At 52.7% G+C, this 14,373-nt stretch carries 11 protein-coding genes; 2 read left to right on the top strand and 9 right to left on the bottom strand.

All coding sequences use genetic code 11. From position 1 onward, the window contains the following. Window positions 1–57 precede the first annotated feature (57 nt). The 9 genes from bamA to rpsB all read right to left on the bottom strand — a co-directional run bounded on the left by bamA (window position 58) and on the right by rpsB (window position 10,446). Window positions 58–2,463 (bottom strand): outer membrane protein assembly factor BamA, encoded by a 2,406-nt coding sequence (bamA, locus tag F3J29_RS13200; protein WP_166866734.1) that lies wholly within the window; start codon window positions 2,461–2,463, stop codon window positions 58–60. 33 nt (window positions 2,464–2,496) lie between these two features. Continuing rightward, window positions 2,497–3,849: a sigma E protease regulator RseP gene (rseP, locus tag F3J29_RS13205; protein ID WP_166866736.1), complete on the bottom strand. Its 1,353-nt coding sequence runs from the start codon at window positions 3,847–3,849 to the stop codon at window positions 2,497–2,499. Between the two features lie 11 nt (window positions 3,850–3,860). After that, the gene (cdsA, locus tag F3J29_RS13210) at window positions 3,861–4,718 is read right to left on the bottom strand and encodes a phosphatidate cytidylyltransferase (RefSeq protein ID WP_166866738.1); all 858 of its coding nucleotides are present in this window, start codon (window positions 4,716–4,718) and stop codon (window positions 3,861–3,863) included. A gap of 18 nt (window positions 4,719–4,736) precedes the next feature. Next, window positions 4,737–5,489, bottom strand: a complete 753-nt coding sequence (gene ispU / locus F3J29_RS13215) for a (2E,6E)-farnesyl-diphosphate-specific ditrans,polycis-undecaprenyl-diphosphate synthase (RefSeq protein WP_166867515.1) — start codon at window positions 5,487–5,489, stop codon at window positions 4,737–4,739. 186 nt (window positions 5,490–5,675) lie between these two features. Then, a complete protein-coding gene (gene ispC / locus F3J29_RS13220; protein ID WP_166866740.1) occupies window positions 5,676–6,875 on the bottom strand; it encodes a 1-deoxy-D-xylulose-5-phosphate reductoisomerase in 1,200 nt (399 codons plus the stop codon). Between the two features lie 169 nt (window positions 6,876–7,044). Continuing rightward, complete coding sequence (frr, locus tag F3J29_RS13225) at window positions 7,045–7,602, bottom strand: ribosome recycling factor (RefSeq protein ID WP_008456929.1); 558 nt, start codon at window positions 7,600–7,602, stop codon at window positions 7,045–7,047. 137 nt (window positions 7,603–7,739) lie between these two features. Continuing rightward, window positions 7,740–8,465 (bottom strand): UMP kinase, encoded by a 726-nt coding sequence (gene pyrH, locus F3J29_RS13230; RefSeq protein ID WP_008456928.1) that lies wholly within the window; start codon window positions 8,463–8,465, stop codon window positions 7,740–7,742. Between the two features lie 147 nt (window positions 8,466–8,612). Then, complete coding sequence (gene tsf, locus F3J29_RS13235) at window positions 8,613–9,464, bottom strand: translation elongation factor Ts (protein ID WP_008456925.1); 852 nt, start codon at window positions 9,462–9,464, stop codon at window positions 8,613–8,615. A gap of 256 nt (window positions 9,465–9,720) precedes the next feature. After that, window positions 9,721–10,446 carry a 30S ribosomal protein S2 gene (gene rpsB, locus F3J29_RS13240; protein ID WP_008456923.1) on the bottom strand — a complete coding sequence of 242 codons (726 nt, stop codon included), beginning with the start codon at window positions 10,444–10,446 and terminating at the stop codon, window positions 9,721–9,723. A gap of 314 nt (window positions 10,447–10,760) precedes the next feature. On the opposite strand from rpsB, the gene map reads away from it, so the two are divergent. Beyond that, entirely contained in the window at window positions 10,761–11,555 is a 795-nt protein-coding gene (gene map, locus F3J29_RS13245) for a type I methionyl aminopeptidase (RefSeq protein WP_039300527.1), read from the top strand. 63 nt (window positions 11,556–11,618) lie between these two features. Continuing rightward, a complete protein-coding gene (glnD, locus tag F3J29_RS13250; RefSeq protein ID WP_166866742.1) occupies window positions 11,619–14,291 on the top strand; it encodes a bifunctional uridylyltransferase/uridylyl-removing protein GlnD in 2,673 nt (890 codons plus the stop codon). The last annotated feature ends 82 nt before the right edge of the window (window positions 14,292–14,373 follow it).

Below are 14,373 nucleotides of genomic sequence, written 5' to 3' on the forward strand. Positions count from 1 at the left end.
TAAATGGCTAACAGGTGCAGCGCCTCACTGCTGTTGCGTTCCATCGCGCAGAACTAATTACCAGGTTTTACCAATGTTAAACTGGAACTGTTCTGCCTTGTCTCCATCATATTTCTTATACGGCTGCGCATAAGAGAAGACCAGCGGCCCCAGAGGCGACATCCACTGCAGCGCAATACCTGCAGACATACGGATGTTACTTGGCGTGCTGTAATCAGGTATACCTGCCGCTCTGGTCGCGTCGGTGTTCTCCCATTTGGTATCCCAAACGGTACCTGCATCGACAAACAGGGAAGTACGAACAGAGTTTGCGTACTTCTCACTCAGGAACGGCGTCGGGGTAATCAGCTCAAGACTGGCCACACCCATGGCGTTACCGCCCACCGCATCGTTAGAGTTACACACAGTGCCGGTGCCACAGTTACGCTGGTTCGGGCCGTAATAAGCGGCTTTTGGACCAATGTTGTTTGACTGGAAACCACGCACGGTGCTGGAACCACCGGCATAGAAGTTCTCGTAGAACGGCAGTTCTTTACCACCCAGACCATCGCCGTAACCCCAACGGGTACGACCCAGCACAACCCATGTATGATCGTCATTGATCGGGAAGTAACTCGCCGTATCTAAAGTCACTTTGTAGAACTCGTTATCGGAACCCGGAACGGTGACTTTACCATTCAGGTTGACGCGAGAACCATCCGTCGGGAAGTAACCGCGGTCAAGGTTGTTGTATGTCCAACCATAGTTCAGAGTGAAGTCATCTGCAGAGAAACTGTTGTCGTTGGCATTCATAGTTGGGTGCTGACCCACAGAATCCAGGTAGCGCCACATAGCTATCTGCGGCTGCATATTCGACAAATCGTTGTGCACATAACCCAAACCGAGACGCAGCGTGTTGTATTCGTTCACCGGGAAGCCCAGAGTCGTATCTACGCCGTAGCTCTTGTTGGTGTAGTCAGAGAGGTCCGCGTCATCAGCTTTAAAGTCGTTGAAGAAGATACGACCGCCAAGGCTAACGCCATCAACCGTAAAGTACGGATCGGTCGCTGACAGTTCCGCGTAGGTCTGGTAATCATTTTTCGTTCCGCTGATACCTACCGAGTACCCCGTACCCAGCCAGTTATCCTGCTGAACACCGACCTGGAAGCTCACACCGCTTTCGGTACCGTAGCCCACACCGAAGTTGAAGCTACCGGTGTTGCGCTCTTTAACTTTATAGACAACGTCAACCTGATCCGGGCTGCCGGATACGCGCTGAGTGTCCACGTCGACGGTCTCGAAGTAACCCAGACGGTTCAAACGTTCTTTACCGGCATCAACGAGGTTGCTGCCCAGCCAGGCCCCTTCCATCTGGCGCATTTCTCGACGCAGGACGGAATCTTTACTGGTGTCGTTACCCTCGAAGCGGATCTTACGCACGTAGTAACGGTTACCGGAGTCGACATTCACGTGCAGCTTAACGGTTTTGTCAGCGTCATTAATTTCTGGTTGAGTCTGTACGCGCGGATAGGCGTAGCCATAGCGACCCAGCAGTTTCTTAATGTCGTCTTCCATTTTGGTGACTTTGGTGCCGTTATACAGCTCACCCGGCTGCATCTTGGTCAGGCTTTCGATTTCCGCAGAATGCCCGGCCAGATTGCCTTTCACATCCACGCCAGCGATCTTGTACTGCTCGCCTTCGGTGATGTTGATAGTCACATAAATGCTTTTCTTATCCGGCGTCAGGCTAACCTGCGTAGAATCAATATTGAAACGCGCATAGCCGCGATCCAGATAGTAGCTACGGAGGGTTTCAAGGTCACCCGCCAGCTTTTGCTTCTGATATTTACGATCGCCGACAACGTTCCACCACGGCACTTCATCGCGCAGCTGGAAACGGGAGATCAGCTCATCCGTGGTAAACGCGTGGTTGCCGACGATGTTGATCTGCTGAATTTTTGCCGAGACGCCTTCCTGGAACACCAGTTTCAGGTCAACACGGTTACGCGGCAGTGGCGTGACCACTGCTTTGACGCTGGCGCTGTATTTCCCGACGCTGTAGTAGAAATCTTCCAGCCCTTTCTCGATGTCGCCAAGAGTCGTACGGTCGAGGGATTCCCCCACGCGCACGCCGGACGCTTCAAGGTTCTGCTTGAGCATGTCATCTTTCACCGACTTGTTGCCGGAGAAGGTGATGCTGGCAATGGTTGGACGCTCTTTGACCTGCACGAGCAGCGTATTACCATCACGCAGGACTCGCACATCTTCAAAGTTGCCGGTGGCAAACAGTGAGCGGATGGTATTGCTGATATCCTCGTCAGAAACGGTGTCGCCTACGCGCACCGGCATACTGAGGAGGGCCGCACCGACGGCGACTCGCTGCAGGCCTTCGAAATGAATGTCTTTCACCACGAACCCGTCTGCACCGTATACGGTGGCGCTGCTAAACAGCAGCGTCGCTATGAGGAGCTTTTTCATCGCCATCGTTGTTATGCGTTCTTCCTAACCTAATTCTCTCTATAAACGAGAGAAATCATTGAAAAGTGCAAGCCCCATTAATAGCACCAGCAAAATAGAGCCAATGCGATAACTGAAGTCCTGAACTCGCTCGGAAACCGGAGTGCCTTTCAGTTTCTCAACCGCCAAAAAGAGCAGGTGTCCACCGTCCAGGACGGGAAGTGGAAACAGGTTAATGATCCCTAAGTTGACGCTGATAAGCGCCAGGAACATCAGGAAGTAAATTAACCCATATTCCGCCGACATACCTGCCCCTTGAGCTATGGAGATTGGCCCACTGAGGTTGTTCAGTTTTACATCACCGGTTATTAATTTCCCCAGCATGTTGACCGTCAGCTTCATCAGTTGCCAGGTTTTTTCCGTGGCTTCTGCTACAGCGGTAAACGGCCCATACTGACGCACTGTTTTGTACTCGTCGGGCAGCGGGATAATTTTAGGTACTACCCCTGCAAACCCTTCAGCCTTCGCTTTACCCGGTTTTGTATCCGGTATCAGCGTCAAAGACAAGGGGCTCCCCTGTCTTTCAATCTCTACGGCTAGCGGCTGTCCTGGATTGTCACGCACCAGGTTAACAAACTCACTCCATTGAAGGAGTGGCTGACCGTTGACTTTAACGATCCTGTCCCCCGCTTGCAAACCTGCCTTATTGGCCGCGGACTTCGGCTGAACTTCGTCCAGCACGTTTTCAATCTGCGGACCACGTGGCCTGAATCCAAGTGATACGACCGGATCCTGCTTATCTGGCTCAAACTGCCAATGGCTTAGATCGAGGGTCACATCACGCGTTTGATTCGTGCCAAACGGCGCATAAGAAACTCTCGCACTCGCATCACCAATCTTGCCGATTAAAGCTAAACGAACAGCATCCCAATCAGGCGTTTCGATGCCATCTATCGCTTTTAGTTCCATGCCGGCGCTAATTTGTGCTTCCGCCGCGATAGAGTTGGGGGTTATTTCACCGATGACTGGACGCAGGCTGGGAATGCCAATGATAAACACCAGCCAATAGGCAAAGATAGCGAAGATGAAGTTTGCGATTGGACCAGCGGCGATAATAGCCGCTCGCTGAGAAACCGTTTTATTGTTAAACGCTGCGTGACGCATTTCCGGCAGCACCGGTTCAACGCGTTCATCGAGCATCTTAACGTAGCCACCCAGTGGGATCAGCGCGATAACAAATTCGGTTCCCTGGCGGTCAGTACGACGCCAAAGCGCCTTACCAAACCCGATAGAAAAGCGTTCCACACGAACGCCACAGCGGCGAGCAACCCAAAAATGGCCGAACTCGTGCACGGTGATTAAAACACCCAGTGCAACGATAAACGCAGCCAAATTCCAGAGTATGCTCAACATAAAACCTTCCGTTAAATCGTCCTGAATACCAGAAGCAGCAGACAGGCAAACACCGGCACTGCCGCTGTCAGGCTGTCAATACGGTCAAGAATACCACCATGTCCCGGGATAAGGTGACCACTATCTTTAATCCCCGCTTCGCGTTTGAACATACTTTCGGTCAAATCACCTAAAACGGACGCCAGCGCGGCAACAATGGAACAGGTTAGCAGAACAACGGGAGCCACGTTTAAATTCGCCCACATGCCGAACAGCAGCGAAATAACGGCTGAAGTCGCAAGGCCACCAATAAACCCTTGCCAGGTCTTGCCAGGAGAAACCTTTGGCGCAAGTTTATGTTTGCCAAACATTTTCCCGAAGACATAAGCACCGGAGTCTGCACCCCAAACCAGGAACATCACATACAGTAACCAAACAGAGCCGCTGTAATGGTTGATATCATAATGCCAGCTGCGCAGCGCGACCATGCCCCAGAAGAAGGGAATAATGGTTAGCAGGCCAAAGACCAGGCGAAGCGATTTGGAATTACGCCACAGCGCCGCAGAGGCCGGATAGAACAGTACCAGCAACAGTGCCGCCACCCACCATACTAGTGATGCCCAAAGCGAGAACTCGATTATCGGCAAATGCACCGAATGCCGATACTCTGGCAGAGAAATCAGCATGACCGCAAGCAACAGACCACATAGCACCGCCAGCCACACACGCTGTGAACGCGCAACGAAACCGGCGAACTGCCCCCATTCCCATGCAGCCAGCATACAAATCACCAGCGTAGCAATCGCAAATCCTACTGGCGGAAGCCAAAACAGCGCCGCGATTACAACGGGAATCATAATAAACGCGGAAATCAGGCGATACTTCAGCAAAAGTGACCCCCAACAGGCTTATTCACCACCAGGTGCTGTGCCACCAAAACGACGCTCTCGGTTTGCAAAAGCATTTAGCGCACCTTCAAAGTCTTGTTCATCGAAATCAGGCCAAAGAACATCGGTAAAATAAAGTTCCGCATAGGCAATTTGCCAGATGAGAAAGTTACTGATGCGATGCTCTCCTCCTGTCCTAATTACTAAATCTACAGGGGCCAGTTCATGCATGCAGATCTGCTGACCGAGCAGTTCTTCATCTATCTGATCCGGGCGCAATGAGCCTTCCTGCACCTGCGACGCTAGCTGTCGCACTCCCTGAATGATATCCCAACGCCCGCCATAATTCGCAGCGATATTGAGCGTCAGCCCAGTATTCTGACTGGTTAGTGCTTCCGCTTTTTTGATTCTTTCTTGCAGGCGGAGGTTAAATCGGCTGGTATCGCCGATGATGCGTAAGCGAACATTATGACGATGCAGGCTTTTCACCTCACTGTCTAATGCCCAGACGAACAGCTCCATCAGCGCGGTCACTTCCTGAGCAGGGCGGTTCCAGTTCTCGCTGCTAAAGGCGTAAAGCGTCAGCGCATCAATACCGCTATTCGCTGCAAAAGTCACAGCGCGGCGAACCGATTTTGCTCCGGCTTTATGACCGAAAACCCTCATTTTGCCCTGACGCTTAGCCCATCGGCCGTTACCATCCATAATGATGGCAACATGGCGTGCGCCATGCGGGGTTAAGGATTCGCTTAATTGTTGATTAGCAGACAACATAACGCGTAATGATTCCCTGAAAAAAATTAAGCGGTACTCAGGAATATTGAAGCCTGGTGCATAAAAAAGCCGTGTTGTGACACGGCTTTCCACCTAACGCTCAGTCACATCTGGCGATTAAGTGGCGCAGACTATATCACTGAAGCACAAAGCGAACAAATGGCGACACTTCAGCCGGATGAATTATCACCGGCTTGCGAGGTGCATCACTTGTTTTCTGGCGATTTCACGAGCAACAGCATCCACACGAAGCACTTCGTCCACACTTTGTGGTTCAGTTAAATTCATTTCATCCAGCACGCTGCGGTTTAGCGCTGCAATGTCGGTAAACCTGACTCGCTGATTCAGGAAAGCCTCTACGACCACTTCGTTCGCCGCATTTAGCGCGGTTGTCGCCGCCTGCCCTTTCGCGCTCGCATCAATAGCCAGCTTAAGGCACGGGTAACGCTCGAAGTCAGGTTCCATGAAGGTAAGCGAACCCATTTTGCAGAAATCGAGCGGCGTCACACCGGACTCAACGCGCGAAGGGTAAGCCATCGCATGGGCTATAGGTGTGCGCATATCAGGCTCCCCAAGCTGAGCCAGTACGCTGCCATCACGGTAGCGGACCATCGAATGAATGACCGACTGGGGATGAATTAGCACTTCCATTTGTGCAGCGGAAGCGTTGAACAGCCAACGGGCTTCAATGTATTCGAGACCTTTGTTCATCATGGTGGCAGAGTCAACGGAAATCTTACGCCCCATCGACCAGTTCGGGTGGCTGCAAGCCTGATCCGGCGTCATCGCCGCCAGGTCCGCATAAGCCGTTTCACGAAACGGGCCACCCGATCCGGTAAGGATAATGGACGATACGCCATTATCTTCGAGGCTAGCGTATCCCAGGTTACGCTGGATTGTTTCCGGCATACTCTGAAAAATGGCGTTATGTTCGCTGTCGATAGGCAACAACTGCGCTTTACTACGTGCAACAGCTTCCATAAACAACCGGCCGCAGGTAATCAGCGACTCTTTGTTCGCCAGCAGAACTTGCTTGCCCGCAGAGATAGCAGCAAGCGTCGACGATAGTCCAGCCACACCTACGATAGCGGCCATCACCTGATCTACTTCGTTCAGCGCTGCAACTTCGCAAGCCGCCTGCTCACCTGCCATTACCTCAGTTTTGCTCCCCTTCTCTTTCAGGGCACGGCGGACCTCCGCTGCGGCAGACTCACTGGCCATGACCGCATACTTCGGCGAGAACGCAAGGCACTGCTCCACCATTTTCCCGACATTGCCGCCCGCAACCAGAGCAGTAACGGCAAATTTTTCAGGATTATGACGAACAACGCTTAGCGTACTGACGCCAATAGAGCCGGTGGAACCAAGAATAGTGAGCTGCTTCATGAGGTACTCGGGGTCGTAAAATGAAAGATTTATGGCGCAATAGTTTGCGGCGCGGGACGCCCATTGTCTACGCCTTTACTTGACGTTTTTAGAAAGCAAAACGCCGCCCGTAAACGCTTCGCGGTACGCGAGGGCTTACTGGGCGGCGAATTTTCCACAAAAATGTGGATTAGAACTGCATCAGCTCGGTTTCTTTTTCAGACAGAGCCGCATCCACTTTTTTGATGGCAGCATCAGTCAGCTTCTGCACATCGTCCTGAGAACGGCGATCGTCATCTTCGCTGATCTCTTTGTCTTTCAACAGCGCTTTAACTTTATCGTTAGCGTCGCGGCGAACGTTACGAACGGCAACGCGTGCGCCTTCAGCTTCACCACGGACCACTTTGATCAGGTCTTTACGACGCTCTTCGGTCAGCGGAGGCAGTGGAACACGGATATCGGTACCCGCGGAGCTTGGGTTCAGACCAAGGTCAGAAGCCATGATCGCTTTCTCTACCGCCGGGCCCATAGAACGATCGAACACGTTGATCTTCAGAGTACGGGTATCTTCAACGGTGACGCTGGCCAGCTGACGCAGCGGCGTTGGCGTGCCGTAGTATTCTACGACAATGCCGTCCAGCAGGCTTGGAGAAGCGCGGCCGGTACGGATTTTGCTGATTTGGTTTTTAAACGCTTCGACGCATTTATCCATACGCACTTCAGCATCTTTTCTGATATCGCTAATCACGTTACGAATCCTTGAAAACTGGTTTAAGGCAGACCACGCTTATTCTCTGCAGGTGTATGCTGCAGGCTAAGTATAGTCCTGTTTATTCCTGGCTGTAGATAAAGCCAAATCTTACCCTGATTACCGGGCAACTGAAATTATTCAGTAATTAAAGTGCCTTCTTTCTCACCCATTACCACACGACGCAGCGCGCCCGGCTTGTTCATGTTGAACACACGGATCGGCAGTTTGTGGTCACGAGCAAGAGTGAACGCGGCAAGATCCATCACTTTCAGCTCTTTATCCAGCACTTCACTGTAAGTCAGTTGATCGTACATGGTAGCTGCAGGATCTTTTGCCGGATCGGCGGTAAACACGCCATCCACTTTAGTGGCTTTCAGTACTACGTCTGCTTCGATTTCGATTCCGCGCAGGCAGGCCGCAGAGTCAGTGGTGAAGAACGGGTTACCGGTACCGGCAGACAGGATAACTACGCGGTTAGCGCGCAGCAGGCTGATCGCTTCTGCCCAGCTGTAGTTATCACAAACGCCATTCAATGGAATAGCGGACATCAGGCGGGCGTTCACATAGGCGCGGTGGAGCGCATCGCGCATCGCCAGGCCATTCATCACGGTCGCCAGCATGCCCATGTGGTCGCCCACGACGCGGTTCATACCGGCTTTAGCCAGGCCTGCACCACGGAATAAGTTGCCACCGCCGATTACCACCCCAACCTGAATGCCAAGTTCCACCAGCTCTTTAATTTCCTGAGCCATACGGTCCAGAATACTCGCGTCAATACCAAAGCCTTCTGTGCCTTGCAGAGCTTCGCCGCTCAGTTTGAGCAGAATACGTTTGTAGACGGGTTTTGCATTGGTAGCCATGTTTCTTTCCTGAGAACAGTCAACGAATGGGGGATGGTTAATTCTGGCGACATTCTGTCACATTTCAGCCCGCTCGCCTAACGGAGCGCTCTGAAACTGTAAGGCTTGATAAAAAGGAACCGCCGGTTGGCGGTTCCTTTTAAACCATTAAGACTGCTTGGACATGGCAGCAACTTCTGCTGCAAAGTCAGTCTCAACTTTCTCGATACCTTCACCCACTTCGAAGCGGATGAAGTTAGTTACGTCAGCATTGTGCTCTTTCAGCAGCTGAGCAACAGTTTTGCTTGGGTCCATAACAAACGGCTGGCCCGTCAGAGAAACTTCACCGGTGAATTTCTTCATACGGCCTTCAACCATTTTCTCTGCGATTTCTTTTGGCTTACCGGACTGCATCGCGATGTCCAGCTGAACCTGGTACTCTTTCTCTACAACTTCTGCAGAAACATCTTCAGGCTTAACGAACTCAGGCTTGCTTGCAGCGATGTGCATTGCCAGCTGTTTGACCAGCTCTTCATCAGCACCTTTAGCGGCAACCAGAACACCGATACGTGCGCCGTGCTGGTAAGAACCCAGAACTTCGCCTTCCAGGGAAGAAACGCGACGAATGTTGATGTTCTCACCGATTTTAGCAACCAGTGCAACGCGCTCTTCTTCGAACTGCGCTTTCAGAACTTCAACGTCGGTGATTTTGCCAGCAACTGCTGCATCCAGAACTTTATTAGCAAACGCCTGGAAACCGCCGTCTTTAGCAACGAAGTCAGTCTGGCAGTTAACTTCCAGAATCACACCGTAATTGCCGTCGATCTTAGTGATGATCACGCCATCAGCAGCAACGTTGCCTGCTTTTTTAGCCGCTTTGATCGCACCGGATTTACGCATGTTCTCGATTGCCAGCTCGATGTCGCCGTTAGCTTCGGTCAGCGCTTTTTTACAATCCATCATGCCAGCGCCAGTACGCTCACGCAGCTCTTTTACCAGGGATGCGGTAATTTCAGCCATTCTAAAATCCTCGGAGATGTTGCCTGCCCGGCGCATTGGCCAGACGGGCTTAAAAGTGAAAAAGGGGCCATAAAAAGGCCCCTAACCAAACGAGATACTACCTGGTTAAATAAGGGCTTTCCCCTTTATATTTCGAGCCGCAGGTGCGTTACCTTCACTCGCTCATCCTGGTCACTTACTGATGTAAGCTCCCAGGAATTCTCGAGTTTGCCGCCTTCTTGCAACTCGAAATCTCTTGGGGAATCATCAAACCTTATTATTCTGCTTCTACGAAGCTTTCTTCCGCCTGGGAAGCCAGATCCTGAGAACGGCCTTCACGAACGGTTGCAGCTACAGCGCCCAGGTACAGGCTAACAGCACGGATAGCATCGTCGTTACCAGGGATAACGAAATCAACACCGTCCGGATCAGAGTTGGTATCAACGATAGCAAATACTGGGATACCCAGGTTGTTTGCTTCTTTGATAGCGATGTGCTCGTGATCGGCATCGATAACAAACAGTGCGTCCGGCAGGCCGCCCATGTCTTTGATACCGCCCAGGCTGTTTTCCAGCTTGTCCAGCTCACGAGTGCGCATCAGCGCTTCTTTCTTAGTCAGCTTGTCGAAAGTACCGTCTTGAGCCTGAGTTTCCAGGTCTTTCAGACGTTTGATGGACTGACGAACGGTTTTCCAGTTAGTCAGCATGCCGCCCAACCAGCGATGGTTCACGAAGAACTGATCGCAGCTGTTAGCAGCGTCTTTCACCGCTTCGCTTGCAGCGCGTTTAGTACCAACGAAAAGGATTTTGCCTTTGCGAGAAGAAATCTTGTTCAGTTCAGCCAGAGCTTCGTTGAACATTGGTACAGTTTTCTCAAGGTTGATGATGTGAACTTTGTTACGTGCGCCGAAGATGAAAGGCTTCATTTTCGGGTTCCAGTAACGGGTCTGGTGACCAAAGTGAACACCAGCCTTGAGCATGTCGCGCATGGAAACAGTAGCCATGTTTTAAAACCTCTATATAAAGTATGGGGTTATGCCTCCACGTATCCCATATTGCCGACCCCAAAGGGCACCCCGGAATATGTGTCGATACGTGTGTGTTATTTACACAAAGTGAGCGTATTTGGCTGTACCCGAAAAATCGGAATACAAGTCCGGCGCGCTTTATACCATAAACGGCGCCCAGACTCCAATAGTTGTTGCCGGGATGCGCACTTGATGATTCTCAATTTTGCAGGGAGTGGCCCCCCCTGATACCATTACAGCAACTTCCCTGCTCATTTCATGTCGACGTTATCGACATCTGCGGATCTGATATGGCTATTTCAATTAAGACACCTGAAGAAATCGAAAAAATGCGCGTCGCTGGCCGCCTGGCTGCCGAAGTGCTGGAAATGATCGAATCCCACGTTAAACCGGGCATTACCACCGGCGAGCTGGATCGCATCTGTAATGATTACATCGTGAATGAACAGCAGGCTATTTCCGCTTGTCTGGGCTATCACGGCTTCCCAAAGTCCGTCTGTATCTCTATCAACGAAGTGGTTTGCCACGGCATTCCAGATGATGAAAAAGTGCTGAAAGACGGCGATATCGTCAATATTGACGTGACCGTTATTAAAGACGAATACCACGGCGACACCTCTAAGATGTTCATCGTGGGCAAGCCGACGATTCTCGGCGAACGCCTGTGCCGCATCACGCAGGAAAGCCTGTATCTGGCGCTGCGCATGGTGAAACCGGGTATCCGCCTGCGCACGCTCGGCGCGGCAATCCAGAAGTTCGTTGAAGCAGAAGGTTTCTCCGTCGTACGTGAGTACTGTGGCCACGGCATTGGTCGCGTATTCCATGAAGAACCTCAGGTACTTCACTATGACGCAGATGACGGCGGCGTCGTGCTTCAGCCTGGCATGACCTTCACCATTGAACCGATGGTTAACGCCGGTGATTACCGCATTCGCACCATGAAAGACGGCTGGACGGTGAAAACCAAAGATCGCAGCTTGTCTGCTCAATACGAGCATACTATTGTGGTGACGGAGAACGGCTGCGAGATTATGACCCTGCGTAAAGATGACACCATCCCGGCAGTGATTTCGCATAACGAATGATGCCCTGACGTCAGTCAGCAATCTAAGCCGGCCCTGAGCCGGCTTTTTTATGGGTAGCGCACAATGAGTCCAGCTTTGCCAGAGCAGTTTGCCAACACCACCGAACCCGAGATCGCCGGCCAGCCGGACTATCCAAACAGCTGGCAGGAAGCCGAACTTAACTGCGCAGACATCAAGTCGCACTTAGACACTTTCCAGAAATGGCTGGGTAAGGCCTTCGATAGCGGCGTTTCCGCTGAACGGCTTATAGATGCCCGCACCGAATTTATCGATCAGCTGCTGCAGCGGCTGTGGATTGCCTACGGCTTTGCCGATGTTCCCGAAGCCGCGCTGGTTGCCGTGGGCGGCTATGGCCGCGCCGAGCTTCACCCGCTGTCGGATATCGATCTCCTGATTCTGAGCAGAAAACGGCTAACGGACGCCCAGGCGCAGAGTATCGGCGAGCTGCTGACCCTGCTTTGGGACGTGAAACTGGAAGTGGGCCACAGCGTACGTACGCTGGAAGAGTGCCTGCTGGAAGGCTTGTCCGATCTGACAGTCGCCACCAACCTCATCGAATCTCGCTTGTTAATTGGCGACGTCGCCCTGTTCCTCGAACTCCAAAAACATATTTTCAGCGAAGGTTTCTGGCCGTCAGCAAAATTCTTTGCCGCTAAAGTCGAAGAACAAAATGAGCGTCACCAGCGCTACCACGGCACCAGCTACAACCTTGAACCCGACATCAAAAGCAGCCCCGGCGGCCTGCGTGACATTCACACGCTGCAGTGGGTTGCCCGCCGTCACTTCGGCGCCACCTCCATGGGCGAAATGGTGGACTTTGGCTTCCTGACCGAAGCGGAGCGCAAAGAGCTTGATGAATGCCAGCATTTGCTGTGGCGTATTCGCTTTGCCCTGCACCTGGAAGTCAATCGCTACGACAACCGGCTGCTGTTTGACCGCCAGCTTAGCGTGGCCCAGCGCCTGCACTACAGCGGCGAAGGCAACGAGCCGGTCGAACGCATGATGAAGGATTTCTACCGCGTCACCCGCCGCGTGGGCGAACTGAACCAAATGCTTTTGCAGCTTTTCGACGAAGCCATCCTGGCGCTGGACGCCAGCGAAAAACCGCGCCCGCTGGATGATGATTTCCAGCTGCGGGGCACGCTGATTGATCTGCGGGATGAAACCCTGTTTATGCGCGAGCCGCAGGCTATTCTGCGCATGTTTTACATGATGGTGCGTAACCGCGACATCACCGGCATTTACTCCACGACGCTGCGCCACCTTCGTCACGCCCGCCGTCACCTGACCCAGCCGCTCTGCTACATCCCGGAAGCGCGCGAGCTGTTTCTGGTGATGCTGCGTCATCCTGGCGCGGTAAGCCGTGCGCTGGTGCCAATGCATCGTCATAGCGTGCTGTGGGCCTATATGCCGCAGTGGTCGCATATTGTCGGCCAGATGCAGTTCGACCTGTTCCACGCCTACACCGTGGATGAACACACCATTCGCGTCCTGCAAAAGCTGGAAAGCTTCGCGAAAGAAGAAACTCGCTCTAAGCACCCGCTGTGCGTCGATCTTTGGCCGCGTCTTTCCCATCCTGAGCTGATTTTAATCGCCGCCCTCTTCCACGATATCGCCAAAGGGCGAGGCGGCGATCATTCCGTGCTGGGCGCGCAGGACGTACTGAAATTTGCCGAGCTTCATGGCCTTAACTCCCGGGAAACTCAGTTGGTTGCGTGGCTGGTCCGTCAGCATCTGCTGATGTCCGTCACCGCCCAGCGCCGTGATATTCAGGATCCTGAAGTCATTAAACAGTTTGCCGAAGAGGTGCAGACCGAAAACCGCCTGCGCTATCTGGTCTGCCTGACGGTGGCGGATATCTGCGCGACCAACGAAACGCTGTGGAACAGCTGGAAGCAAAGCCTGCTGCGTGAGCTGTACTTCGCCACCGAGAAACAGCTGCGCCGTGGGATGCAGAACAGCCCGGATATGCGCGAACGCGTTCGTCACCACCAGCTTCAGGCGCTTGCACTGCTGCGGATGGACAACATTAATGAGGAAGCGCTGCATCACATCTGGGCGCGCTGCCGGGCAAACTATTTTGTTCGCCATACGCCAAATCAGATTGCGTGGCACGCGCGGCACCTGCTGAAACACGATCTCAGTCAGCCGATGATCCTGCTGAGCCCGCAGGCAACGCGCGGCGGCACGGAGATCTTTATCTGGAGCCCGGACAGGCCTTATCTGTTTGCCGCCGTCTGCGCCGAACTCGACCGCCGTAATCTCAGCGTTCACGACGCACAAATCTTCACCACGCGTGACGGCATGGCGATGGACACCTTTATCGTGCTCGAGCCTGACGGCAGCCCGCTGTCGGTCGACCGACACACTATTATTCGCCACAGCCTCGAACAGGCAATCACCCAAACGACCTGGCAGCCGCCACAGCCTCGTCGCCAGTCGGCAAAACTGCGCCACTTTACCGTCGATACCGAAGTCAACTTCCTGCCAACGCACACCGACAGGAGAACATTCCTTGAGCTGATAGCACTCGATCAGCCGGGTCTTTTGGCCAGGGTGGGTGAAGTGTTTGCCGACCTCGGTATTTCGCTCTACGGGGCGAGAATTACGACAATTGGTGAGCGAGTAGAAGATTTATTTATAATCGCCACCGCAGACCGGCGTGCACTTAATAATGTGCTCCAGCAGGAAGTGCAGCAACGGTTGACAGCGGCCCTTAATCCAAACGATAAATAACGGTCTTTTATTTTTTTACCTTTTTAGCCCGAAAGCGACAGTCAAGTTGATTGTCGCTCAAAAGTTGAAAGGTAAGTCACAA

The organism is Enterobacter sp. Cy-643 (assembly GCF_011752815.1).
GTDB lineage: Bacteria > Pseudomonadota > Gammaproteobacteria > Enterobacterales > Enterobacteriaceae > Cedecea.